General features: G+C 68.6%; 25 protein-coding genes and 1 pseudogene. 10 read left to right on the forward strand and 16 right to left on the reverse strand.

The features are described from left to right. Positions 1 to 12: 12 nt before the first annotated feature. Positions 13 to 399, forward strand: a complete 387-nt coding sequence (locus tag LGM89_RS07370; RefSeq protein ID WP_226272725.1) for a BON domain-containing protein — start codon at positions 13 to 15, stop codon at positions 397 to 399. A gap of 14 nt (positions 400 to 413) precedes the next feature. Here LGM89_RS07370 and LGM89_RS07375 read toward each other — a convergent pair whose 3' ends face one another. Genes LGM89_RS07375 through LGM89_RS07405 form a run of 7 tightly spaced genes read right to left on the reverse strand, consistent with a single transcriptional unit; the run spans position 414 to position 7,220 of the window. After that, positions 414 to 1,460, reverse strand: a complete 1,047-nt coding sequence (locus tag LGM89_RS07375; RefSeq protein WP_089497597.1) for an ABC transporter substrate-binding protein — start codon at positions 1,458 to 1,460, stop codon at positions 414 to 416. Beyond that, positions 1,457 to 2,608, reverse strand: coding sequence for an NAD(P)/FAD-dependent oxidoreductase (locus tag LGM89_RS07380; protein ID WP_226272726.1), 1,152 nt, complete (start codon positions 2,606 to 2,608; stop codon positions 1,457 to 1,459). Before LGM89_RS07380 ends, LGM89_RS07375 begins: the two co-directional genes overlap by 4 nt. Continuing rightward, the gene (locus tag LGM89_RS07385) at positions 2,601 to 4,034 is read right to left on the reverse strand and encodes an NAD(P)/FAD-dependent oxidoreductase (RefSeq protein WP_226272727.1); all 1,434 of its coding nucleotides are present in this window, start codon (positions 4,032 to 4,034) and stop codon (positions 2,601 to 2,603) included. Before LGM89_RS07385 ends, LGM89_RS07380 begins: the two co-directional genes overlap by 8 nt. Beyond that, a complete protein-coding gene (locus LGM89_RS07390; protein ID WP_226205637.1) occupies positions 4,031 to 4,375 on the reverse strand; it encodes a (2Fe-2S)-binding protein in 345 nt (114 codons plus the stop codon). Before LGM89_RS07390 ends, LGM89_RS07385 begins: the two co-directional genes overlap by 4 nt. 2 nt (positions 4,376 to 4,377) lie before the next feature. Continuing rightward, positions 4,378 to 5,172, reverse strand: coding sequence for an ABC transporter permease (locus LGM89_RS07395; RefSeq protein WP_226272728.1), 795 nt, complete (start codon positions 5,170 to 5,172; stop codon positions 4,378 to 4,380). Continuing rightward, positions 5,169 to 6,137: an ABC transporter permease gene (locus LGM89_RS07400; protein ID WP_089497592.1), complete on the reverse strand. Its 969-nt coding sequence runs from the start codon at positions 6,135 to 6,137 to the stop codon at positions 5,169 to 5,171. Before LGM89_RS07400 ends, LGM89_RS07395 begins: the two co-directional genes overlap by 4 nt. After that, positions 6,138 to 7,220, reverse strand: a complete 1,083-nt coding sequence (locus LGM89_RS07405) for an ABC transporter ATP-binding protein (protein WP_089497591.1) — start codon at positions 7,218 to 7,220, stop codon at positions 6,138 to 6,140. Between the two features lie 294 nt (positions 7,221 to 7,514). Here LGM89_RS07405 and LGM89_RS07410 point away from each other — a divergent pair, with 294 nt between their 5' ends. The 6 genes from LGM89_RS07410 (at position 7,515) to LGM89_RS07435 (ending at position 13,656) form a co-directional block, all read left to right on the forward strand. Then, positions 7,515 to 8,402 carry an IclR family transcriptional regulator gene (locus LGM89_RS07410; protein WP_089497590.1) on the forward strand — a complete coding sequence of 296 codons (888 nt, stop codon included), beginning with the start codon at positions 7,515 to 7,517 and terminating at the stop codon, positions 8,400 to 8,402. Between the two features lie 295 nt (positions 8,403 to 8,697). Beyond that, complete coding sequence (locus tag LGM89_RS07415) at positions 8,698 to 9,825, forward strand: porin (protein WP_413227461.1); 1,128 nt, start codon at positions 8,698 to 8,700, stop codon at positions 9,823 to 9,825. 39 nt (positions 9,826 to 9,864) lie between these two features. Beyond that, positions 9,865 to 10,095: a DUF3311 domain-containing protein gene (locus LGM89_RS07420; RefSeq protein WP_226272729.1), complete on the forward strand. Its 231-nt coding sequence runs from the start codon at positions 9,865 to 9,867 to the stop codon at positions 10,093 to 10,095. Beyond that, positions 10,092 to 11,570, forward strand: a complete 1,479-nt coding sequence (locus tag LGM89_RS07425; RefSeq protein ID WP_226272730.1) for a sodium:solute symporter family protein — start codon at positions 10,092 to 10,094, stop codon at positions 11,568 to 11,570. Before LGM89_RS07420 ends, LGM89_RS07425 begins: the two co-directional genes overlap by 4 nt. Before the next feature lie 64 nt (positions 11,571 to 11,634). Next, positions 11,635 to 13,107 carry an amidohydrolase family protein gene (locus LGM89_RS07430; protein ID WP_226272731.1) on the forward strand — a complete coding sequence of 491 codons (1,473 nt, stop codon included), beginning with the start codon at positions 11,635 to 11,637 and terminating at the stop codon, positions 13,105 to 13,107. Between the two features lie 84 nt (positions 13,108 to 13,191). Beyond that, the gene (locus LGM89_RS07435) at positions 13,192 to 13,656 is read left to right on the forward strand and encodes an Ivy family C-type lysozyme inhibitor (protein WP_226272732.1); all 465 of its coding nucleotides are present in this window, start codon (positions 13,192 to 13,194) and stop codon (positions 13,654 to 13,656) included. A gap of 145 nt (positions 13,657 to 13,801) precedes the next feature. On the opposite strand, the gene LGM89_RS07440 is transcribed toward LGM89_RS07435, so the two are convergent. After that, positions 13,802 to 14,323 (reverse strand): GNAT family N-acetyltransferase, encoded by a 522-nt coding sequence (locus LGM89_RS07440; RefSeq protein WP_089497584.1) that lies wholly within the window; start codon positions 14,321 to 14,323, stop codon positions 13,802 to 13,804. A gap of 203 nt (positions 14,324 to 14,526) precedes the next feature. Between LGM89_RS07440 and LGM89_RS07445 the strand changes: the two genes are divergently transcribed. Further along, positions 14,527 to 14,910, forward strand: a complete 384-nt coding sequence (locus tag LGM89_RS07445) for a hypothetical protein (RefSeq protein WP_089457688.1) — start codon at positions 14,527 to 14,529, stop codon at positions 14,908 to 14,910. 78 nt (positions 14,911 to 14,988) lie between these two features. Here the strand turns inward: LGM89_RS07445 and LGM89_RS07450 are convergent, their stop codons facing one another. The 3 genes from LGM89_RS07450 to LGM89_RS07460 all read right to left on the reverse strand — a co-directional run bounded on the left by LGM89_RS07450 (position 14,989) and on the right by LGM89_RS07460 (position 18,183). Then, positions 14,989 to 15,759 (reverse strand): ABC transporter substrate-binding protein, encoded by a 771-nt coding sequence (locus LGM89_RS07450; protein WP_226272733.1) that lies wholly within the window; start codon positions 15,757 to 15,759, stop codon positions 14,989 to 14,991. Between the two features lie 142 nt (positions 15,760 to 15,901). Continuing rightward, positions 15,902 to 17,131 (reverse strand): cyanate transporter, encoded by a 1,230-nt coding sequence (locus tag LGM89_RS07455; protein WP_226272734.1) that lies wholly within the window; start codon positions 17,129 to 17,131, stop codon positions 15,902 to 15,904. Positions 17,132 to 17,325: 194 nt separating this feature from the next. Next, on the reverse strand, positions 17,326 to 18,183 hold the full coding sequence (locus LGM89_RS07460) for a helix-turn-helix transcriptional regulator (protein WP_226272735.1): 858 nt from the start codon (positions 18,181 to 18,183) through the stop codon (positions 17,326 to 17,328). Positions 18,184 to 18,278: 95 nt separating this feature from the next. Here LGM89_RS07460 and LGM89_RS07465 point away from each other — a divergent pair, with 95 nt between their 5' ends. Further along, positions 18,279 to 19,172 carry an SDR family oxidoreductase gene (locus LGM89_RS07465; protein ID WP_226272736.1) on the forward strand — a complete coding sequence of 298 codons (894 nt, stop codon included), beginning with the start codon at positions 18,279 to 18,281 and terminating at the stop codon, positions 19,170 to 19,172. A gap of 55 nt (positions 19,173 to 19,227) precedes the next feature. On the opposite strand, the pseudogene LGM89_RS07470 reads toward LGM89_RS07465, so the two are convergent. From LGM89_RS07470 to LGM89_RS07490, 5 genes and pseudogenes are all read right to left on the reverse strand, one after another. Beyond that, positions 19,228 to 19,347, reverse strand: a pseudogene (locus LGM89_RS07470) (zinc-binding dehydrogenase); the annotation flags it as partial. Positions 19,348 to 19,380: 33 nt separating this feature from the next. Beyond that, positions 19,381 to 20,760 (reverse strand): FAD-containing oxidoreductase, encoded by a 1,380-nt coding sequence (locus LGM89_RS07475; RefSeq protein ID WP_226272737.1) that lies wholly within the window; start codon positions 20,758 to 20,760, stop codon positions 19,381 to 19,383. Positions 20,761 to 20,968: 208 nt separating this feature from the next. Next, on the reverse strand, positions 20,969 to 21,538 hold the full coding sequence (locus tag LGM89_RS07480; protein WP_089497577.1) for a hypothetical protein: 570 nt from the start codon (positions 21,536 to 21,538) through the stop codon (positions 20,969 to 20,971). A gap of 62 nt (positions 21,539 to 21,600) precedes the next feature. After that, positions 21,601 to 22,470 (reverse strand): hypothetical protein, encoded by an 870-nt coding sequence (locus tag LGM89_RS07485; RefSeq protein WP_226272738.1) that lies wholly within the window; start codon positions 22,468 to 22,470, stop codon positions 21,601 to 21,603. Between the two features lie 74 nt (positions 22,471 to 22,544). Next, a complete protein-coding gene (locus LGM89_RS07490; protein ID WP_226272739.1) occupies positions 22,545 to 23,009 on the reverse strand; it encodes a GNAT family N-acetyltransferase in 465 nt (154 codons plus the stop codon). 151 nt (positions 23,010 to 23,160) lie between these two features. Between LGM89_RS07490 and LGM89_RS07495 the strand changes: the two genes are divergently transcribed. Next, entirely contained in the window at positions 23,161 to 23,799 is a 639-nt protein-coding gene (locus LGM89_RS07495; RefSeq protein ID WP_069252865.1) for a LysE family translocator, read from the forward strand. Positions 23,800 to 23,900: the final 101 nt, after the last annotated feature.

Here is a 23,900-nt window from a genome sequence, read left to right on the forward strand (position 1 = left end):
AGAGGAATCCTCATGAAAATCCTGATGAAGTCCGTTTCTCGCATCGTGCTGGCGATCGCAACGTGCTGTACCGCACTGACGCCGGCGCTGGCGCAATCGGACGCGACAGTCGCGCCTTCATCCGCGCCGGTTGTCGCTGCCGCGCCGGCGGCGGCATCGGTCGTCAGGCAGCGCAAGGCGGCCGACCGCAAGCTGATGCGGCGCGTGAGCGCGGCGCTGGCCCGCACGCAGGGGCTGAATGCGACGCGCGTGCTGGTACGCGTGCGCGACGGTGTCGTGACGCTTGCCGGGTCGGTGTCCGACACGGGCCAGGTGGCGCTCGCGGCCGAGGCGGCGCGGGGCGTCGACGGCGTCGTGTCGGTCGTGAACCTGCTGCGGATCGACAGCCAGCCGTTGTGACGCGCGTCGCAGGCCTACCGCTCGATCTGCCGGTTCCAGCGCGTATCCCACTGCGCGCGGCGCGCGTTGATTGCGGTCCAGTCGACGACCGTTACCTTGCGCACCAGGTCGTCGACGTTGCCGAGGCTCTGCTGCATCGCGGCGGGCATCTTCGCGACGCGGTTGGTCGGGATCTGCTTGCCGGCCTCGGCGGCCTTCGTCTGCGCGGGCGCGGACAGCAGGAACTGCGCGAGCTTCTGCGCCAGCTGCGGATCGGGGTTGTTCGCGACCACGCACAGGTCGACGAGCAGCAGCACGGGGCCTTCCTTCGGGTTCGCGTACGCAACCGGGATGCCCTTGTCCTGCAGGTCGCCGACGCCGGTCGGCGTGAGCGGGAACAGGCCGGCCTCGCCGGTCTGCACCATCTCGGAGATCTTCGCCGAGTTCGGGATGTACTCGACGACGTTCGGCCCGACCGTGCTCGCCCACTTGCTGAAGCCTGGCTCGACGTTCTGCTCGCTGCCGCCGAGCAGCCGGTTGATCGCGAGGAAGCCGTGCAGCCCGAACGTGCTGCTCGACGCCGACTGGAACACGACCTTGCCCTTGTATTTCGGATCCGCGAAATCCATCCACGACGTCGGCGGCGCCCAGCCCTTTTCCGCGAACAGCTTCTTGTTGTACGCGATGCCGGTCATCCCGAGCTGCACGCCTGCGCCGACGTCGTCCTTCATTCGCGCGAACGGATACAGCTCCTTCAGCACCGGCGAGTCGTCGAGCTTCTGGCACACGCCGAGGCTGACCGCGCGCGCCATCACGCCGTCGTCGAGGAACGCGACGTGGATCTGCGGCTTGTTGCGGTTCGCGAGCAGCTTCGCGAGCACGTCCGACGACGTGCCGGGCACGACGACGACCTTCACGTTGTTCGCCTTCTCGAACTCGGGCAGCACCTGGCTCGTATAGGCCTTCTCCATCGGGCCGCCGTTCATGCCGACGTAGATCGTCTTCGTTTGCGCGAACGCGGGCGCGCTCACGCCCGCGACGCAGAGAGCGGCGGCGGCCGCAATCGTTCCGAGCAGTTTCACTTGTGGGTCTCCTCTTGGGGGAAAAGGGTGGTCGGCGCGGCTTGCTGGGCGAAACGGCCGATCGAGAACGCGTCGAGCGGCGTGGCAGTTTCGCCGGTCGTGACGAGATCGGCGAGCACGTCGCCGACACCCGGCGCGAGCAGGAAGCCGCCGCCGGAAAAACCGAACGCATGCAGCAGATTCGGCGTCGTGCGGCTCGCGCCGATGATCGGGTTGTGGTCGGGCGTGCAGCCTTCGACGCCGCTCCACGTGCGGATCAGCAGCGCGTCGCGCAGCGCGGGCAGCAGCGCACAGGCGTCGCGCATCGCCGCGCGCGTCGTATCGACCGACGGCTGGCCGAACTCGCCGTCGCCGCGGCCGCGCCCGCCGCCGATCACGCAATTGCCGCGCGCGACCTGCCGCGCATACACGCCGCCGCCATAGACGCCGAGGTTGTGCGTGATGAACGGCGGGAGCGGTTCGGTCACCCACATGTTCGGGTAGATCGGCTCCATCGGCACGGCTTCGCCGAAGCGCTCGGCGATCGTGTTCGCCCACGCGCCGGCCGAATTGATCAGCCACGTCGCGCTGCACGCGCGGCCGCCCGCTTGAAAGTGGAAGCGCGCGCCGTCGTGGTAAACGTCGCCGACCGGCGTGTGCTCGAACACGTCGGCGCCCGCCGCGCGGGCCGCGCGCGCGAACGCGGGCGACACGAGGCGCGGGTTCGCGTGGCCGTCGGTCGCGCACAGCGAACCGCCGAGCGCCGCGCGGCCGAGCCACGGATAGCGGCGGCGGAACGCGTCGCCGCGCATCACCTGCAGCGGCAGGCCGTGCTCGCCGGCGAGCGTCGCATACGCGTCGAGCGCGTCGAGATCGGCGTCGCTGCGCGCGAGCCGCAAATGGCCCGATACGACGAATTCGCCGTCGATGCCGATCAGTTCGGGCAGGCGATCCCAGATGCGCCGCGCGCGCAGCGCGAGCGGCAGTTGCTCGGCCGGGCGGCCCTGGCAGCGCACGCCGCCGTAGTTCACGCCACTCGCCTGCGCGCCGCAGTCGCGCCGCTCGAACAGCCCGACGCGCAGGCCCCGCCGTGTCAGCGCCAGCGCGGCCGACGCGCCGACGAGGCCGCCGCCGACGATCGCGACGTCGTAATGCCGGATCTCACTCATCGCGCGCCTCGTCGGGAATTGCCGCGACGTCGTCGCCGCCTAGCGCGGCCGAGATGGGGAACGGCTTCACGGGCGGTTGCGCGCGCAACCGGCCGATGTCGGCCAGCGGGCGGTCGGTTTCCGCGGCCAGCACGAGCGCGGCCGCGTCGCCGCACATGCGGCCCTGGCAGCGGCCCATCCCGACCCGCGTCAGCGCTTTCAGCCGGTTCAGCTCGGTCGCTGCGCCGTCACGGATGCAGCGGCGCAGCGCGCCCGCGTCGATCTCCTCGCAGCGGCACACGATCGTATCGTCGGCGCAGCGTGCGGCCTGCTCGACGGGCGGCGCGAACGCCGCTTCGAGGCCCGTGCGGAAGGCGCCGATGCGCGCGAGCGTGCGTTCGAGCGTCGCCGCATCGGGCTTGCCGGACGGCGAGGGCGGCGCCATGCCCGCGTCGTCGAGCAACGCGAGCGCCGCGCGCCGGCCCGCCGCTTCGGCCGCGTCGGCACCCGCGATGCCTGCGCCGTCGCCCGCGACGTAAATCCCGCGCACCGACGTGCGGCCGGCCGCGTCGCGCTCGGGCAGCCATGCACGATTGACCGGGTCGAAACCGAACCGGCAGCCGGCAAGATCGGCGAGCTGCGTTTCCGAACGCAGGCCGAAGCCGAGGCCGAGCGCATCGCAGTCGAGCACGCGCGGCGGTGTATCGGCGCCGGCCGCGCGCCACGCGAGCCCCGTCACATGCCGTTCGCCGAGCACGCGCTCGAGCGTGACGCCCGTTTCGACCGCGACGCCGTGCGCGCGCAGCCAGCCGATGTAATACAGCCCCTTCGCGAAGGTGGAAGGCATGCGCAGCAGCGCGGGCGCGGCGGCAGCCTGGCGTCGCAGCGGGCTCGTGTCGAGCACGGCCGCGACGTGCGCGCCGGCCTTCGCATACTGGTACGCGACGAGATACAGCAGCGGCCCCGTGCCGGCGAACACGATGCGTCGGCCGATCGCGCAGCCTTGCGCCTTCAGCGCGACCTGCGCGCCGCCGAGCGTATAGACGCCCGCGAGGGTCCAGCCCGGCACCGGCAGCATCCGGTCGGTCGCGCCGCTTGCGACGATCAGGTGCGAATACGGCACGGCCACTTCGTGGCCGCCCTGCAGCGTATCGACGCGGCCCGCGCCACATGCCCACGCGAGCGTGTCCGGCCGGTAGTCGACGTGCGGCAGCAGCGCGGCCATGGTCCGGTGCACGGCGTCGGCCTTGGCGGCCTCGAACCCATACAGCGTGCGCTTGCCGCGCGCGAAAGCACCATCCGCCGGCGGTTGCCGGTAGATCTGCCCGCCCCAGCGCGCGTTCTCGTCGAGCACGACGGGGCGCAGCCCCGCGTCGACCAGCGCCTCGGCCGCGCGCACCCCGGCCGGGCCCGCGCCGACGATCACCGGTTGCAGTGCATCGTTCATCGCATGTCTCCGGTTGCCACGGGCTGCGCGCCAGTGACAATCCGCATGCCGTCGGCGATCGGCGTCGAGCACGCGCGCACGCGTGCGCCTGCCTCGGTGCGCACCCAGCAGTCCTGGCACGCACCGATCAGGCAGAAGCCCGCGCGCGGCAGGCCGCTGAATTCGCTCACGCGCACGCGGCGCTGAGCGACGAGGATCGCGGTGAGCACGGTGTCACCGGCAAGCGCGTGCGCGGGGCGGCCGTCGAGCGTGAACGCGATGACGGCGCGCTCGCGTTCGGCGACGCGCACGAATTGCGGGCCGTCGTCGGCGATGTCGGAGGAACGGGAAACGGAAGTCATCGTCAGTGTTGGCCGATCAGGATGCGGTTCAGGCCGTACGCGCGATCGAGCAGCAGCATCGCGCCGGCAGTGATGAAGATGACGAGCGCCGACACCGACGCCATCATCGGGTCGATCGACTCGGTCGCGTACATGTACATGCGCACCGGCAGCGTGACCGTCTGCGGTGACGTGACGAAGATCGACATCGTCAGCTCGTCGAAGCTGTTGATGAACGCGAGCAGCCACCCGCCGGTGATGCCGGGCACGATCATCGGCAGCGTGATGCGGCGGAAGGTCGTCCACGGGTCCGCGCCGAGCGAGCACGCGGCCTGCTCGATGCTGCGGTCGAGTCCGGCGACGGACGCGAGCACGAGCCGCATCACGAACGGCGTGATGACGATCATGTGCGCGAGCACGAGCCACGCGAACGAGCCGGTCGCGCCGATCAGCGCGAAGAAGCGCAGCAACGCGATGCCGAGCACGAGGCCGGGGATCACCAGCGGCGACAGCAGCAGCCCGTTCAGGAACGCGCGGCCCGGAAACGTCGCGCGGCCGATCGCGAGGCCCGCCGGCAGCGCGATCGCGAGCGACAGCGTCGCCGATGCGAAGGCGAGCTTCAGGCTGTTGAGGAACGCGGTGACGAAGTCCGGGTAGTCGACGATCGCGCGGAACCAGCGCAGCGACAGCCCGTGGGTCGGCAGCGTCAGCGTTTCGTCCGGCGTGAACGCGACCAGCACGACGATCGCGAGCGGCGCGAGCACGAACACGATCACGAGCGTGTGGAACGCGAGGGCGAAGGGGCCGTTCTTTCTCATCGGGATGCGCCTCCGAGGCTGCGCGCGTAGCGGCGTTCGAGCACGCGGTAGTAGGTGAGCATCACGACGAGGTTCGCGGCGAGCAGCAGCACCGCGATCGTCGCGCCGAGCGGCCAGTTCAGCGAGCCGAGGAATTCGTCGTAGACGGCCGTGGCCGCGACCTTCAGCCGGCGTCCGCCGAGCAGGCCGGGAATCGCGAACGCGCTTGCCGACAGCCCGAACACCATCAGGCTGCCCGACAGCACGCCCGGCATCAGCTGCGGCAGCACGATGCGGCGCAGCGTCGTGAACGGCGACGCCCCGAGCGACAGCGCCGCGTGCTCGGTCTGCGGATCGAGCCGTTGCAGCGCGGTCCACACCGGAATCACCATGAACGGCAGCATCACGTGCACCAGTGCGATCACGATCGCGAAGGTCGTGTATTCGAGCTTGTACGGCCCGAGGCCCGCGAGACCGAGCGCCTGGTTCACGAGCCCGCTCGTGTTCAGCAGCATGCTCCAGCCGAACGCGCGCACGACGACCGACACGAGCAGCGGCGCGAGGATCGCGAGCAGGAACAGCGAGCGCCACGGGTCGCGCATTTTCGACAGCACGTACGCTTCCGGCGTGCCGATCGCGACGCAGATCGCGGTCGTGAGTGCGGCGATCCCGAACGTGCGCAGGAAGATCGTGTGGAAGTACGACGAGCCGAGCACTTCCGCGTAGTTGCCGAACTGGAACGCGGCGATCGCGCCCGTCGCCGGGTCGAAGCGGTAGAACGTCAGCACGAACGTCATCGCGAGCGGCACGAGCACGAGCGCGGCGAACAGCGCGAAGGCGGGTGCGCACATCAGCCACAGCGGCGCATGCGCGCGCCAGGTCGCGCGTGGTGTGCGCCGGACGGCGACGGTGCGTGTCGGCGTGTCGGGCTGCGCGAGGCCGGCCGGCACGTCGTCGGTGGTCAGCGGGCGGGTGGGCTGTCCCATTCAGGCCTCCCGGCGCATCACGCGCACCGCGTCGCTATGCCAGTCGATGCCGACCGGTGCGCCTTCCGCGAGCGGTTCCGCGCCTTCGTTCTGGCAGCACACGAGCACTTCGCCGAGCGCGCTGTCGACGCGGTACAGCCACTGGCTGCCGAGAAAGAAGCGGCTCGTGACGGTCGCGGCGAAGCGGCCGGCATCGGGCGCGCACAGCCGCAGCTTTTCCGGGCGGATGCAGACCGACACGGCATCGCCGACGCCCATGTCGCGCTCGCGCGGCGGCAGAAGCGCGGTGTGTCCCGTCTCGGTGAGGTCGTGCCCGAGGTCGATGCGGATCGCGTCGCCGTCGTGCGCGACGATCGTGCCGGGCAGCAGGTTCGCCTTGCCGATGAACTGCGACACGAAGCGGTTTTCCGGGCGCTCGTATGCACGGTACGGCGTGTCGGTCTGCGTGATGCGGCCTGCTTCCATCACGACCACGCGGTCGCTGATCGACAACGCTTCCGACTGATCGTGCGTGACCATGATCGTCGTCGTGCCGATCTTGCGCTGGATGGCGCGCAGCTCGAACTGCATGTCCTCGCGCAGCTTCGCGTCGAGGTTCGACATCGGTTCGTCGAGCAGCAGCACCGGCGGCTCGATCACGACCGCACGCGCGATCGCGACACGCTGCCGCTGGCCGCCCGACAGCTCGCGCGGAAAGCGGTGCGCGAGGGTATCGAGGCGCACGAGCGCGAGCGCGGCGCGGATGCGCTCCGTGCGCTCGGCCTTGTCGACGCCGCGCATGTCGAGGCCGAAGCCGACGTTTTCCGCGACGCTCATGTGCGGAAACAGCGCATAGCTCTGGAACACGATGCCGAGCCCGCGCCGGTTCGGCTTCAGGTGCGTGATGTCCTGCCCGTCGAGCGCGATGCGCCCGTGCGTGACGTCGACGAAGCCGGCGATCATCTGCAGCGTGGTGGTCTTGCCGCAGCCCGACGGCCCGAGCAGCGACACGAATTCGCCTTGTTCGACCGACAGGTTGACGTCGGCGACGGCGGTGAGGTCGCCGAAGGTTTTCGTCAGATCCGTAAGCGTGAGAAACGACATGGGAAGCTCCGGGTTCGCACACCGCGTGGCCGGTATGCCAATGACGCGGACTCTAGCCAGCCATATTTCGGAGCGTCAATTTCGAATTCTGCTGAACGGGATGAATTTAGAAAAAATTCCGGTGAACGGAATGGATCGTGGCGCGACATGCAAATCGTTCCGCTGGATGATGGGCGACCAGGCCGCGAAATGCACGCGTCAATCCCGTGCACACCCGGATGCCCGCGGAATTTCAGCCGGACGACAATGGCGGCTACCGTATTCCGTTCATTGAAATCATCGAGGAGAGCCGGCATGCAGGAACCCCATTCGCCCGGAACGTCGCCGGCCGCCCGCGCGGCGCACCCGGACGAGGACGCCGCCGATCCGGCCGGCGCGCCGGGCACCGGCATGCTGCAGCGTGCGTTCGCGATCCTGCGCGCGCTGGCAGGCATGCAGCAGGACGGCGTGCGCGTCACGCATCTCGCGAAGGCTGTCGGCCTCACGCAGGGCACCGCGCACCGGATCCTGCAATCGCTGATCGCGGAAGGGATGGTCGAGCAGGACGAGCAATCGAAGCTGTACCGGCTGAGCGTCGACTTCTTCGCGCTCGCCGCGCAGGCCGGCAACCCGAGCAGCATGCGCACGCTGTGCCGCCCCGCGTTGTTGCGGCTGTGCGCGAGTCTCGGCGAGACGATCTTCCTGCTCGTGAAGAGCGGCTTCGACGCGGTGTGTCTCGACCTGTGCGAAGGGCCGTTCCCGATCCGCTCGTTCACCGGCGACATCGGCGGGCGCATCGCGCTCGGCGTCGGGCAGGGCAGTCTCGCGATCCTCGCGTTCCTGCCCGAAGCGGAACGCGAGGAAGTGATCCGCTTCAACGTGCCGCGCATTCGCGGCTATGGCGTGCTCGACGAGGTGTACCTGCGCACCGAGATCGAACGCGTGCGGCAGCTCGGCTACGCGGGCCGCAACAGCGGCGTGCTCGACGGGATGGCCGGCGTCGCCGTGCCGATCCTCGATCGCACCGGGTATCCGGTCGCCGCGCTGAGTGTCGGCACGCTCGCGTCGCGCCTCGGCGACGACCGGATGCCGATGGTCGTCGAGCTGCTGCGGCGCCAGGCCGATGCGATCGGGCCACGCACCAACCCGTTCGACGCCGCGCTGCGGCGGCCGATGCACGGGTTATCCGGGAAAACCGCATAGGCGCATCACGCGTCGCCGTTTCGTCAGCTTGCTTACGCGCGCCATTCACGTCTGAGCAAAGCGCGCCCCGTCCAGCGGGCTTGCGCGCTTTCGTTTCTCTTGCAGCGGCGCACCGTCCCCGCTCATCGCCCCGCCATTCGATTTTCAACTGCCGCCCAGTTGAACATTTCATTTCTTGATGCGATTGCGGCTGGATACCATCCAGCCACTGTCTATACAACCTGATCGGGCGTATGGGCAGGATCAAAAAAAACACAACACATCGATGAACAGGTTTGGAGCGGAGAAGACGGAGATGGTACGAATCAAAGGTGGGAAGACGGGCGCCGCGGGCGTGGGCACAGCCGTGGCCATGCTGTTTGCCGGCGCCGCGCACGCGCAGTCGACGGTGACGCTGTACGGGATCGTCGACGCGGGCGTGACCTACACGAACAACGCGAAGGGCCATGCATTGTGGCAATTCACCGGCGGCAACGAATCGGGCCCGCGCTGGGGCTTGATCGGCACCGAGGATCTCGGCGGCGGCCTGAAGGCGAACTTCCGTCTCGAGAACGGCTTCAACGTCGCGAACGGCGCGCTCGGGCAGGGCAGCCGGATGTTCGGGCGTTCGGCGTGGGTCGGCCTGAGCGGCGCGAACTGGGGCGCGGTGACGCTCGGCCGCCAGTACAACTCGACGCAGGACATCCTCGGCTCGCTGCAGATGAGCAGCTTCCTCGCGCAGTACTCGACGCATCCGTTCGACAACGACGACATCAACAACACGTTCCGCACCAACAACGCGGTGAAGTACGTGTCGCCGACGATCGCGGGCCTGCAGGCGAATCTCGTGTACGGCTTCTCGAACTCGACCGGCTTCGCGAACGACAACAGCTGGAGCGCGGGCGTCACGTACGTGAACGGGCCGCTCAACGCGGGCGCCGCGTATGCGCGCGTGAACCATCCGGCGGTCAGCGCGAGCGGCGCCGTTGCTTCGGACAACTACTATCCGGCGTCGGCATCGGTGTTCGGCGCGAGCCTCGGGAACGCGATCCGCCAGCAGATCTGGGGCGCGGGCGGCAGCTACGCGATCGGGCCGGCCACGCTCGGCCTGCTGTACACGGGCTCGAACTTCGGGCAGGCGACGGGCGGTGCGCTGCGCTTCAACAACTACGAAGGCAGCCTGCGCTACCTGATCACGCCGGCGCTGATGGCCGCGGCCGGCTACACCTATGCGCAGGTCGCGCGCGCCAGCGACAGCGGTCACTACCACCAGGTATCGGCCGGCGTGCAGTACCTGCTGTCCAAGCGCACCGACGTGTACGTGAACGGCTTCTACCAGAAGGCGTCGTCGGGTGTCGGCCAGGCGTGGATCGACGGCACCGACAGCGCGTCGTCGACGACGTCGCAGGTGGCGGTGGTGGTCGGCATCCGCCAGAAGTTCTGATGTTCTGACGCATACGCGCGTCTTCCGGAGGAGGCACTCATGAAACTCAAACTGTTGCTGGCGGCGTTGCCGTTCGTCGGAATGTATGCGGGCGGCTCGCTCGCCGAGGTGCGGCCGCTGCTGTTCGGGCTGCCGTTCCTGCTCGTCTGGAACCTGGTCTGGATGGCGGCCACCGCCGCGATCCTCGCGATCCTGTTCCATCTCGATGAACGCGCTGAAAGCGCTGAACGCGCTGCGGCCCGTGCCGGCCGCCCGGGAGACGCGCGATGAACGCATCGATCCTCATCATCGCGGCGTTCGCCGTGTTCGCGCTCGCGATCGGCGTGATGGCGCGCCGCGGCCGCAAGCTCACGCTCGAGCAGTGGGCCGTCGGCGGGCGCGGCTTCGGCTCGCTGCTCACGTTCCTGCTGATGGCCGGCGAGGCGTTCTCGACGTTCTCGTTCCTCGGCGCGAGCGGCTGGACCTACAGCAAGGGCGTGCCCGCGTTCTACATCCTGTCGTATGGCTGCCTCGCGTTCGTGATCGGCTACTGGATGCTGCCGGCGATCTGGCGTTACGCGAAGGCGCGTGGGCTCGTGTCGTTCGCCGACTACTTCGCGGCGAAGTACGACAGCCGCGCGATCGGCGTGCTGGTGTCGGTCGTCGCGGTGTTCGCGATGGTGTCGCTGCTGATGATCCAGTTGCGCGGGCTCGGCGTGATCGTGTCGGAGATGTCGTACGGGCTGATTCCGCAAGCGGCCGCGATCTGGATCGCCGCGACGCTGATGGCCGTGTACATGGTCGTGTCGGGCATCCACGGCTCGGCGAGCATCGCGATCTTCAAGGACGTGCTGATCCTCGCGATCGCGATCTTCCTCGGGCTGTACCTGCCGATGCATTACTACGGCGGCCTCGGCGCGATGTTCGCGAAGCTCGACGCCGCGCATCCCGAACTTTTGCGCATGCCCGCGCACGGCTTCAACCTGAGTTGGTACAACTCGACGATCCTGCTCACGTCGCTCGGCTACTACCTGTATCCGCACGGCTTCACCGCGATCTACGTCGCGAAGGACGAGCGCGCGCTGCGCCGCAACGTGATCCTGATGCCGCTGTACCAGGTGCTGATCGCGTTCCTGTTCCTCGTCGGCTTCGCGGCCGTGATGACCGTGCACGGGCTCGAAGGCGCGCAGGCCGATCTCGCGCTGCTGCGCCTCGTGAAGCAGACGTTCCCCGCCTGGTTCGTCGGCATCGTCGGCGGCACGGGCCTGCTGACCGCGCTGGTGCCGGGTTCGCTGATCATGCTGAACGCGTCGACGACGATCGCACGCAACATCTACCGCGAAGGTTTCGCGCCGAACGCGACCGACCGCGAGGTGACGCGCGTCGCGCGGATCGCGCTGCCGATCTTCACGCTCGTGGTCGTCTACTTCGTGCTGCGCGGCGGCGCGACGTTCGTCACGCTCGCGATCTTCTCGTCGAGCCTGCTCACGCAGCTCGTGCCGATGCTCGCATCGAGCTTCCTGAAGCGGCCGTTCGGCACGCGCGAAGGCGCGTTCGCGGGGATCGCCGCCGGCGCGATCGTGATCGCGATGACGAACACCTATGGCGTGACGCTCGCGTCGCTGTTCCCGCGCGCGTCGAACACGCTGACGTCGATCAACCCCGGGCTCGTCGCGCTCGCGGTGAATGCGGTGGTGTTCGTCGTGATCAGCGCGGGGCAGCGCAGGTTGAAGGCGCGGGTTGCCGCGACGGTCGGTTCCGCGTGACGACTGGCCGGCTGGATGGCGGGACGGCAATGAAATCAATCGAACGACAACAGGACACTGTGCGATGACGACCGAGGACAACCAGGCGGACAGCCGCGAAGCGATCGACACGCTGATCGCGAATGGTTGCGTGATCACGATGGACCCGCAGCGGCGCGTGATCGAGCATGGCGCGGTTGCCGTGAAAGGCGATCGGATCGTCGCCGTGGGCGGCACCGACGAACTGCAGGCCCGCTACCGCGCCGCACGCACGATCGACGCGCGCCGCAAGGCCGTGCTGCCGGGCCTGATCGATGCCCATGCGCACGCGGGCCACGCGATGCTGCGCACGATCGGCGGCGCGGACGGCGACGCATGGTCGGCCGCGGCCGAGACGATCTACACGCGTGCGTCCGACGAGGCGTTCTGGGAGACCGAATCGCACCTGGCCGCGCTCGAGCGGCTGAAGGCCGGGGTGACGACGGGCGTGTCGCTGCTCGGCGGCGGCAACTCGATCATGCGCGTCGACGATCCGGTCTATGCGCGGCGCCATTGCGATGCGGTCGTGCGCACCGGTACGCGCTCGATCGTCGCGGTCGGCCCGTCGCGGCCGCCCGCGCCGCGTGCTTATACGCGCCACACGCCGGACGGCAGCGACACGCGCGACATCGATTTCGACACGATGTACGCAGTGTGCAGAAGCATCATCGACGAATGCCACGGCGATGCCGGCGGCCGGATCCGCGTCGCGCTCACGCTGCCCGTGTACGGGCCCGAGCACGACCCCGAACTCGCGCGGTACGAGCGCGACTTCCGCGACCAGGCCGCGCGTTACGGCGCGCTGGCGCGCGAGCGCGGGCTGACGTTCACGCAGGACGGCCACCGCGCGGGCACGCTCGCGTTCGCGCACCGCGAGCTCGGCTTGCTCGGCCCGACGTCGTTCATGTCGCACAGCATCGACCTGACCGACGACGACATCGCGGCATGCGTCGAGACGGGCACCGCGATCGTCCACAACCCGAGCGCGATCATGTCGATCATCGGGCGCTGCCCGGTGCCCGAGCTGATCGATGCGGGCGTGACGGTGGCGATCGCGTCGGACGGCGCGGCGCCCGACCGCGGCTACGACATGTTCCGCCACATGTGGCAGTGCATGCATTACCACCGCCGGCATTTCCGCGACCCGGACGTGCTGCCGCACGGCAAGGTGCTGGAGATGGTGACGATCGACGCGGCGAAGGCGCTGTCGGTCGATCACGAAGTCGGTTCGCTCGAAGCGGGCAAGCTCGCCGACATCATCCTCGTCGACCTGTTCCGGCCGCACATGATGCCGATGAACATGCCGGTGTATCGCGTGACGTGCTTCGCGAACGCGGCCGACGTGTGCATGACGATGGTCGGCGGAAGGGTGCTGATGGAGGAGCGGCGCGTGTTGTCGGTCGATGAGGAGGCGATTCTCGAACGGGTGAATGAAGTCGCGGCACTCACGATCGAGCGCAGCGGGTTGCGTCACCTGCTCGACGAGCCGAGGACATTGTGGAGGCGGAGTCACTATTGACTGACAAAAATTGACACGACGGGACGAACTCTTGTCGGTTTTGTGACGACTAAGGAATCGTCACATCGATAGGAGTATGGATAAATGAACGTCAGGATGCCGCTTGCCGCTGCCGCACTGATCCTCGCCCAGGCCGCATGGGCCGCGGGCCCCGCGCCGACGAAAACCTGGACGATGAGCGCGATCCCCGGCGATCGCGCGGCGAGCGACGCGTTCGCCGCGATGAAGAAAGGCCACACGGTGCCGGCATGGGTGACGAACGGTACCGAATCTCCGGCAACCACCGTCGTGTTCGGCGGGCACGACGTCTACGTGATGACCGCTTGCAAGCCGCACAGGTGCGCGTCGGAGCGCATCGCGGTGCTGTACGACCCGCAGAAGAAGGTCATGTACGGTGTGCTGTCGGTCGTCGGTCCGAAGGAGGGCGCCGAGAAGCTGACGTGGCTCAATATCGGCGGCGGTAGCGAATCGATCGACGGACGGACGATCCTGTATGCGGCACTGACGGGCAGCCTCGAGAACCACCCGGACGCGTTCAATTACAAGTGACGCCGGCCGATTGACGGTCAGTCATGCATCAATCGCCGTCGCTGCCCGAACGGGGCGGCCGAAGTGAAGCAGGGGCGTCGCGCGATCATGCGCGACGCTCCTTTTCTTTCTCCGGCGCGGCTCGGTCGGCATGCCGCTGCGAAGGTCAGCGACGGTAGATGAACTCCAGGTCAGTCGCTTCCCCGACCTTGAAATCGTACGTGCCGACCTTCCTGAAACCGGCCTTCTCGTAGAAGGCGATGGCCTTCGCGTTGCCGGACCACACGCCGAGCCACACCGGGCCGGGGCGTTCCGTGGCCAGATAGTCGAGCGCGGAGTCGAACAACGCGCGCCCGGCGCCGGTCCCTTGCGTGCCGCGCCGAAGGTAGATCTGATGGATTTCCCCCGCACTGTCGTCAACCTCCGGGTGCGGGAGCTTGCACGGCCCTGCGTGCGCATACCCCACCAGCCGGCCGTCGTCGCTTTCGGCGACCCACGTGCGGCACCGGGGATCGTTGAGCTGGCCCGTGATCGTTTCCACCGAATAGGCCTGGGTCTCGTACGCAGCCAGATCGTGCGGCGGGTAGTCGATATTGAATCCGTCTTGCAGAAAGGTTTCGCGAAACGTGTCGCGCTTCAGTTCGGCAAGCGGGATGGCATCGGACGGCGTGGCAACGCGGATCAACATGGAGGATGGCTGGCTTCGTGGATCGGGCAGAAAGTTTATCCCGGCTGACGAGCAGCTTGCGGGCGCCCGGTCGACCTGCGTGCGAGCCGTGCCGGGGGCGCGTGCGCGCGGACCTGATCAACCGCAAGGCAATCCTGCCGATGCTGGTGGTTGACCGCCGACGGACATGCTAGGATTTCCGACAAACAACTTCGGAGACTGCCATGCCGTTCATCTGCGAAAACGTTGCATGCCGCGCCGTGCTGGCTCGCGGGCAGGTCAGGCCCCATCAAGAGGACGCGGGGTGGTGCTTCCACTGCCCGGACTGCAACACCCGGAACGAGTTGATGTACGTCGACGTGGCCGGCGGCGCCGTCGAACTGGTTCAGCCGGAGCGCGCCAGCCCGCCGCACAAGGTGGTTGCAACGGCCCGGCCGTTGCAGGATGGCAAATACGCCGCGCAGTTGAGCGTTCAGCGGGCGCTCGCCGTGAAGGGAACGTACGCGGCTGAAGAACACTGGGATGAACTCGGTGTGTTCGGCGACGCGCAGGAAGCCGTCGCGCATGCGAAGTCGTTCGCCACCGACCTGTTGCAGCGAGCGGCGTAGTCGAACTCATTCGGTCAACGAAGAAGCGGTGTCGCGCACGCATGCGTGACACCGCTTTGCATTGTCCGTTCGTTCCCGTCAGTTGTAGATGTCGAACGAAAAATACTTTTTCGCGATCCGCTGGTACGTGCCGTCCTGGATCAGGCTCGCCAGCGCCTGGTTGATCTGCGTGCGCAGCGCGTCGTCATCCTTGCGCACGCCGATCGCCGAACCCACGCCGAGCGTCTTCGGGTCATGCAGCGGCGGCCCCGCGAATTCGAAGTTCGCGCCCTTCGCGGTTTTCAGGAAACCGAGGTCGGCCTGCACCGACGATTGCAGCGACGCATCGAGCCGCCCCGACAGCAGGTCCTGGTAGACGAGATCCTGTGTCTGGTACGTGCGGACGATCACGCCCTTCGGCTCCCAGTACGTGCGCGCATAGGTTTCCTGCGTCGAACCCTGCTCGACGCCGACGCTCTTGCCCTGCAGCGATTCGGGCGTCGGCTGCAGGTTCGAGCCGCGCCGCGCGACGAGCCGGGGCGGCACGTTGTCGATCTTGTCCGTGAATGCGATCTGCGCGAGGCGCTTCTCGGTCACGCTCATCGACGACAGCACGCCGTCGAACTTGCGCGCCTTCAGCGCGGGGATCATCCCGTCGAACGCGTTCTCGACCCACATGCAGCGCACCTTCATCCGTTCGCAGATCGCGTTGCCGAGATCGATGTCGAAGCCGACGAGCTTGCCGTCGGGCGCGAGCGATTCGAACGGCGCGTAGCTGGGGTCGACGCCGAGGCGCAGCACCGCCGGGTCTTTCGCGGCGGCGGCGCCGGCCGTCAGCGCGAGCGCAGCGGCCAGGACGAGTTTTTTCATGTCTGTCTCCAATACCGATTGATGTTGTTTGTCGTGAAACGAACCAGCGGCCGTCGGGCGTGACTGCCCGCGCCCGGCCATGCGCGGGCGGCGGGACGTTGCGCCGGCAGTGGCCGGCGAAACGTCCGGATTCGAAGGGGCGTTAGCGGGCGGCGCCGGTGATGCGCAGCATGCTGTGCCGGTAGCCGGCGGGCGCGAACGCGGCGTTCAGTGCCGCCATCGCGGCGATCACACCGAGATGCATCCACCACGCGATCGCGAAGCCGCCGCCCGCATCGCGCAGCCAGCCGATCAGCCAGGGGCTGGCCGCGACGGTCAGGAAGCCGATGCCCTGCACGAACGCGGCGAGTGCGCCGGCGAGCCGCGCATCGGGCAGGTGGTCGAGCGTGACGATCAGGCTCATCGAGAAGAAGCCGCCGAGACCGAGGCCGACGCTCGCGACCCAGAGCCACGGCGCGAGCGCGGGCAGTGTCGCGAACCCGATGAAGCCGGCCGCCTGCAGCGCGAGCGTGAGCCACAGCACGGCGCGGCGGTCGGACGAGCGTTTTGCGAGCATCGGCATCGCGAGGGCGCCGGCCGCCTGGAACAGCGCCATCCACGCGAGCAGGTTGCCGCTCGCTTGCGGAGTCATGCCGATGCCGCGGTAGAACGCGGGCAGCCACGCGACGAGGCTGGCGTAGCCGCTGTTGCTGAGCCCGAAGAACAGCGCGAGCTGCCACGCGCGCGGAATGCGGATGAACGCGGTGAGCGGAGCCGATACGGCCGTCGCGCGCACGGCGTCGCGCGGCGCCTTCGCCCGCCACAGCGCGAGCGTGGCGAGCGCGGGCACGGCCCACACGGCGAGCGCGAGATGCCAGCCGCCCTGCGCGGCGAGCCACGGGCTCGCGACCGCGCCGAACGCGCCGCCGCCGACCAGCGCGGCCGAGTAGAGGCCCATCGCGAGCGGCAGCCGGTCGACGAACCAGCGCTTCGCGAGGCCGGGCACGAGCGCCTGGATCACGGCGACGCCGGCGCCCGCGACGATCGCGGTGCCGATCAGGCCCGCGCTGCCGTCGCTCCACAGGCGTGCCGTGCAGCCTGCCGCGATCAGCGCCAGCGCGACGCTCAGCGCGCGCTGCTCGCCCACGCGCCGCGCGAGCCCGACGCCGACCCCGGCGACGACACCCATCAGCACGAACGGCAGCGTGGTCAGCAGCGCGGCCGCGCGAAAGCCGAGGCCCGTGTCGGCGCGCACGACGTCGAGCACGGGGCCGAATGCGGTCAGAAACGGACGCAGGTTGAGGCCGGCCAGCACCAGCAGCGCGAGCGCGCCATAGGACACGGAAGCCGGATGCGGGCGGGGGATGGCTTGCGCGGTGCCGGGGTCGGACATCGGAATGCTCCAGGGAGGGGCCGGTGGCCCTGTGATGCGATGCCGAAAGGGTAAGCGCGCGCTAAGCCAGGTGAAAATTAAATATTCGACTGGGAATCAGTGCGGAATGCGATGGGGCGTCGCGGGGCGACGGGGGGATGGCGGTGGCGGGCGAGACGGCTCGACGGCGCGTTCATCAGATTAAACGCGCGCCGTCATGCGACGGGCATCTGCTCGGCCAGCGCTTGCGCGCGCGCGGCCACCAGCGACCGGACGAGCGCGCGATCGGCCGCCGTTTCCGGCGTAAAGATCACAAGCGTCTGGTCGGGCCGGCCGTTCACCGCGAACGCCGAATATTCGAGCGCGATGCGCCCGACCGCAGGATGGTGGATCTCCTTGGTGCCTTCCTCGTGCGAGCGGACATCGTGGTCGCGCCACAGCGCGTCGAACTCCGCGCTCGCCGCGCGCATCTCGTCGACGAAAGCCTGAACGGCCTGCGTCGCACCGCCGCGCGCGACGTCGGCGCGAAACGCGCCCACCGCGAACCGCGCGACGCGTTCCCAGTTCGCCTGCACGCCGCGCACGTGGGGATCGACGAAGATGAGCCGCAGGATGTTGCGCCGTTCCGGCGACAGCGTCGTGTAGTCGGTCAGCGTCGCGGCTGCCGCGTCGTTCCACGCGACGACGTCCCACGTCGCCGAGCGCACGATCGCGGGGCTCGCGTCGAGCGAATCGAGCACGTGCTGCACGCGCGGCGACACATGGTTGGCGGCGTGATAACGCACTTCCGGCAGGTGGCCGACGCCGATCAGGAACAGGTGCTCGCGCTCGGCGTCGTTCAGCAGCAGCGCGCGGGCGAGCCGGTCGAGCACGTCGGCCGACGGCGCGCCGCCGCGCCCCTGTTCGAGCCACGTGTACCACGCGGTGCTCACGTGCGCGCGCTGGGCGACTTCCTCGCGCCGCAGGCCCGGCGTGCGGCGGCGCGTGGCCGGCAGGCCGAGCGCGGCCGGGTCGAGTTTCTCGCGGCGGGCCCGAAGGTATGCGCCGAGCAGGTTGTCGGGGGCGTCAGCCATAGCCTGTTGGTTCGTTTACCGGTAAACCGTCACGACTTCACCGTGCACGGCGATCGACAGATAGTAAGCCTCCCTGCCATCCGGAGGTGTTGAACATGCGTGTCTTTGTTACTGGAGCGTCGGGCTTCGTCGGCGCGGCCGTCGTGGCCGAACTCATTGCTGCCGGGCACTCGGTGCTCGGCCTCGCGCGGTCCGATGCGGCCGCGTCGTCGGTCGCGGCGGCCGGCGCCGATGTCCACCGCGGGTCGCTGGAGGATCTCGACAGCCTCACGCGCGGCGCCGAAGCCGCCGACGCGGTGATCCATACGGGATTCAATCACGACTTCTCGCGCTTCGCGCAGAACTGCGAACTCGATCGCCGCGCGATCGAGACGATCGGTGCGACGCTCGCGGGCTCGGCGCGGCCGCTGGTCGTCACGTCGGGCCTCGCGCTCGTCGCACCCGGGCGCGCGGCAACCGAGGACGATCCGCCCGTGCCGGTGTCGTCGACCTACCCGCGTGCGTCCGAAGCGACCGCGGTCGCGCTGGAGGCGCGCGGCGTGCATGCATCGGTCGTGCGCCTGCCGCCGTCCGTACACGGCGACGGGGATCACGCTTTCGTGCCGCGCCTGATCGCGTTCGCGCGGGAGAAGGGCGCGTCGGCCTACGTCGGCGAAGGCGACAACCGCTGGCCGGCCGTGCACCGGCTCGACGCGGCGCGTGTGTACCGGCTCGCGATCGAGCGAGGTGCGGCCGGCGCGCGCTATCACGCGGTCGACGATACCGGCGTGCGGTTCAGGGACATCGCGGAGGTGATCGGCCGGCGGCTGAACGTGCCCGTCGTCGCGAAAACGGCGGCGGAAGCCGGCGAACACTTCGGCTGGTTCGCGATGTTCGCGGGGATGGATGCGCCGGCCACGAGCGAGCGCACGCGTGCATCGCTCGACTGGGCGCCGACGCAACCGGGGCTGCTGGCCGATATCGACCGGCCGCGGTATTTCGAAAGCTGAACGGGGGGCGGGTGTGCCGCTGTTGACAGACAAGCGGCCGCCCGCCTCGCATCGTTCACACCGTGACGACGATCTTCCCGAGCTGCGCACCGGCTTCCATGTACCGATGCGCTTCCACGATGTCGTCGAACGCGAACGTGCGGTCGATCAGCGGCTTCAGCGCGCCGGCCGCCACCGCCACCCGCCGCCACCCGCCACCCGCCGCCCGTCATTCGACCGGATGCAGATCCTGCAGCAGCGTCGGCACGAGCTCCGACACGGTCGGGTGGATATGCATCGCACGGCTGATCGTCGTGTACGGCGCGCCGGCGGCCATTACGTCGAGCATCCCGTGCACGACTTCGTCGCCCGTCACGCCGAGGATCGATGCACCGAGGATCGCGTGGCTGTCCGCGTCGACGATCACCTTCATGAAACCCAGGCTCTCGCCTTTTTCCACCGCGCGGCCGACGCGCGTCATCGGGCGCGTGCCGACGAGCAGCCGGCGGCCGGTCTGTTTCGCTTGCGCGAGCGTCATGCCGACGCGGCCGAGCGGCGGATCGACGTAGAGCGCGTACGCCGCGATGCGATCGGACACCTTGCGCGGATCGTTGTCGAGCAGATTGGCCGCGACGATCTCGTAGTCGTTGTACGCGGTGTGCGTGAACGCGCCGCGCCCGTTGCAGTCGCCGAGCGCCCAGATGCCGGGCACGTTCGTGCGCAGCTGTTCGTCGACCTCGATGTAGCCGCGCGCGTCGGTCGAGACGCCCGCGCGGTCGAGCCCGAGATCGTCGGTGTTCGGCACGCGTCCGACCGCGAGCAGCAGGTGCGAGCCCGCGACCTCGCGGCCGCCGCCCGCGCAGTCGAGGCCGACCGCGATGCCGTTGCCGTTGCGCCGCGCGCTCAGGCAGGTCGCGTCGAGCCGCACGTCGATCCCTTCGTTTTCGAGAATCTCGCGCACGGCCTGCGACACGTCCTCGTCCTCGCGCCGGATCAGGCGCGAACCCTGCTCGACGATCGTGACCTTCGACCCGAAGCGGCGATACATCTGGCCGAACTCGAGCCCGATGTAGCTGCCGCCGACGATCACGAGATGCTCGGGCAGGAAGTCGACGTCCATCATCGTCGAGTTGGTCAGGTACGGCACCGTGTCGAGGCCCGGCATGGCCGGCACCTGCGCGCGCCCGCCGACGTTGATGAAGATGCGTTCCGCTTCGAGCACGTCGTCGCCCACGCGCACCGTGTTGGCCTGCTCGAAGCGGGCGTGACCCTGAAACACGGTGGTGTTCGCGAGGCCGCGCACCCATTGCTCGACGCCGTGATTCGAGCGGCCGGAGATCTGGTCCTTGCGCGCCTTCACGGCTTTCATGTCGACGGTGACGGGGCCGCCGACCGACACGCCGTATTCGCCGGCGCGCCGCGCGAGGTGCGCGGCGTACGCGCTCGCGATCAGCGTCTTGGTCGGGATGCAGCCGGTGTTCACGCAGGTGCCGCCGAAGCGGCCGCGCTCGATGATCGCGACCTTCATCCCGGCGGCGGACAGCCGCGCGGCGAGTGGCGGCCCGGCTTGACCGGTGCCGATGACGATCGCGTCGAAGTGTTGCGTCATGACGTCCTCCAGTGCGGGTGCAGCGAGGGAACGCGTGCGGGCGAGCCGCGTGCGAGGCCGGCGCACGGTCGCGCGACGGCAAGCGTTCATGGTAGCCCTGTTGGCGTGCGCTCGCGAGCGCGGGAGCGGCGGGACGTGACGGTATCCGGCCGTACCCGCGCCGGCCGGCGTGCGAGGCAACCGGTCGCGGCGCGTGGCACCGGCCGCGTCAGTCCTTGCGTTTCCATTGACCGAACGACACCGGCCGATGCGCGTCGGCGCGCGTGACGGTGACGTGGTCGGGCTGGTCGTCGAGCGGGAACGATTCCGTGACGATCTGGTTCGAGAACAGCCACCCGTGCGTGCGCGGGTCGTAGCGGAACGTCACGTAGTCGCTCCAGTGCTGCCCGCACGCGACGAAGTTCTGCACGGTGAAATAGTGGCCCTTGATCGCGAAGCCATTGTCGGCGGCATCTTCAGGATCGAACGGATCGCACTGACCGCCTTCGTTCGCGCGCAGCACGACCTGGTCGTTGCGCGCGACGAGCCGGAACGCGTGATCCGGCTGTTCCTCGAAGATCAGCAGCGGACGCGGCGACGGCTGCTCGCGCGTATCGACCGCCCGATGCACGACGACGAGGAAGCTGTGCCGCCCGTTGTCGAGATCGGGTCCGGCATGCGCGACCAGCGGCTGGAAGCCGGGGGGTAGCTGCGCGGCGACCGATTTCGGCAGGTCGCCGGCGCGGACATTGAACGAAAGCGCGGCGAGCAGCGGGAGGAGCACGAAGCGGATTGGCATGATTGGGCGCAGGATATCAAGAGGGCGCTGGATGGCTCGGCACGCGCGTGTGTTACGCGGTGTCAGCGGGCTGCACGCGCGCGATACTGCGCAGTTGCAGGATCGACTTCGATGCCGAGCTGATAGGCGATATGCTCGAATAGTGGATCAAATGCCGGAGGCTCGCCGAACGCAGTTTCACTCGCTGCGGTAATGCACTCTGTTAAGCCGACAGCCAAAGCGGCCTGGATGGGCAGCGGGGATTCGCTGACGTCGAGTCGCAGCGCAGACCATTCTTGTTTCAGACGGAGGGCTTCGAATCTTCTTCTGGCGTCGAATAGAACCGAGACGATCAGCTGTCCGCAGTGGCTGAGCGCCACCAATCCAAAGGGCAGGAGCGCGTCGTGGCTCGCATCGTGCTCTCTCACGGTAGTACCGAATGCATGGACGAGCCAACCGGACGGAATGCGGGTCGGCAGGCACAGCGTCGATCCCGTGCGCACGTAGCGCCCCTCCAAATACTCGCCGAACTCCTTCCGGAAGTCTTGGAGGGCGAACGCGAGATAACGTGCGTCGAACGGAAGCGGCGCACCGGGGTGGCGGACGTTGCGGGCCATGCGCCAGTGATTCAGCGCCATGCCGGTGGAAATTTTTTTTTGCCACAGATGCAATTCGTCAATGCTAGCGAGGCCGCATTTGATCTTGTTTTCCAGATCGCCGAATTTTCCGTTGGCGACAGGATCGGCCGGCGACCGGAAATCCTTCATGGTGGCCTGATGTACCGCGTCACCCATCTCGATTCGTTGGTTCTGCAGGCCGTAGTCCGCAATTAGCCAGCGTGGGATCACATGCTCGCCTTTCTTTTTGCCTTCGATTGGTGCGCCGGTGAACAGGCAGCGATCGTTGAAATCGTCGCGCTCGAACTGTTCGCGCGTCATCCGCGGCTCGGTCACGGGGTTCTCCGGTTGGTTGAAAGCGGGCCGTCGGGCGCCGGGAAGAGCGTGGTCAGTTGCGCACTGTACCGGCGCTACAAATCCCGCCCGAGAAACTCGGTGCCCGGCACCGGGTTGAACGCGACGGGCGGCGCGGGCGTGAAGCCGAGCGACGCATACAGTTTTCTGGCAGCGACGAATTCGGGCAGCACGTCGAGGCACATGCGCGCATAGCCGGCCGCCTTCGCGTCGTGCAGCAGCCGTTCGACGAGCCGGCGGCCGACGTTCAGCCCGCGCGCGTCGGGGCGCACGTAGACGCGCTTCATCTCGCACGTCGTCGCGTCGATCGCGCGAAACGCCGCACAGCCCACCGCGCGTTCGCCTTGCCACGCGAGCAGCAGCTGCCCGCGCGGCGCCGCGTACTTGCCGGGCAGTGCGGCGATCTCGGGCTCGTAGTCCTGGAATTCGAGGCTGACGGTCGGGCTCGCGATGTACTCGCGGAAGATCGCCTCGACGGCACGGGCGTCAGCGGGATAGCGGGCGGCGCGAATCTCGATCATGGGGGGCGGCGCGAATCACGGGAAAGAGGGCCAGCATAGCAGCGCAAAGCCGCTTTCGGCCATGCGCGAAGCGTGCCAGAATCAGCGGCTCGACCTTCGGAAACGACACGCAGGCGCTGGCGATCCGGCGTCGCTCACCAAGGAGACTTCGATGACTGCATCGGCTGCCGTACTCGCCATCCTGGCCGCGCTGTTTCTCGGCGCGATGATTCCGGGCCCGAGCTTCGTGCTGGTTGCCCGCAATTCGATCGGGCTGTCGCGCCGCGACGGGCTGGCTACCGCGCTCGGCATGGGCATCGGCGGCATCGTGTTCGGCGGCGTCGCACTGGCCGGGCTCTATACGCTGCTGCAGGCCGTCGAATGGCTGTACGTGGGCCTGAAGGTGGCGGGCGGCGCGTACCTGATCTACATGGCGTCGAAGATCTGGCGCGGCGCCGACCGGCCGATCGCGATGGACGATCCGCAGGCGATGGCCGGCGGCAGCGCGCGCAAGTCGTTCTGGACGGGCCTCACGACCCAGCTCAGCAACCCGAAGACGGCGATCTGGTACGGCAGCATCTTCGCGGCGCTGCTCCCGCAGCATCCGCCGCTGTGGTGCTATCTGGCGCTGCCGCCGCTCGTGTTCGGCGTCGAGTTCGGCTGGTACACGATCGTCGCGCTGTGCTTTTCCACACGCCGGCCGCGCGAGCTCTACCTGCGCGCGAAGAAGTGGGTCGACCGCATCGCCGCCGGCGCGATCACGCTGCTCGGGCTGCGACTGATCCTGAATGCGCCGAAAGCGGGCATCTGACCGCATCTGACCGCTTCCATTCCCGATCCGCATCGCACGGCGGCCGGCCATTCCCGTGGCGGGCCGCCGGCGCGCGCCGCGCGAACGCGCATCGGCATCGG

The organism is Burkholderia sp. AU31624 (genome assembly GCF_020420065.1).
GTDB lineage: Bacteria > Pseudomonadota > Gammaproteobacteria > Burkholderiales > Burkholderiaceae > Burkholderia.